Below are 343 nucleotides of genomic sequence, written 5' to 3' on the forward strand. Positions count from 1 at the left end.
TCGCCCAAATGGCGCCACTCGGCCAACAGTTCGTCGATCAGTTCACGCAGCAGGCCCGGCACCGGCTGGGTGGCATCTTCCAGTACCCGCGGAATTTTCTGGCTGATCGCAACATCGCCTTGCGCCAAGGCCACGCCGTGCTCGAGCAGCAGGCCGCGCATCTGATTACTCACCGCCGTGCGTCGACGCACATAGCCTTGGCGGGCGCGATGCAACGCCTGCAATGCCAGCGCCGCAACGCTTTTGACCGGCACTGCGTAGATCTTTTCATCGCGACCAGCCCGCAGAATCGCCAGCGCATCGTTGCGATCATTTTTAGGCCCGCTGCGATGGGTGGCCACCA

1 protein-coding gene is annotated in these 343 nt (G+C 63.0%); it reads right to left on the minus strand.

Going from position 1 to position 343, the window contains the following annotated elements; all coding sequences use genetic code 11:
* On the minus strand, positions 1–343 hold a 343-nt coding region (locus WLY71_RS30830; RefSeq protein ID WP_347806600.1), incomplete at both ends, for an IS110 family transposase.

The organism is Pseudomonas rossensis, assembly GCF_039888995.1.
Lineage (GTDB): Bacteria > Pseudomonadota > Gammaproteobacteria > Pseudomonadales > Pseudomonadaceae > Aquipseudomonas > Aquipseudomonas rossensis.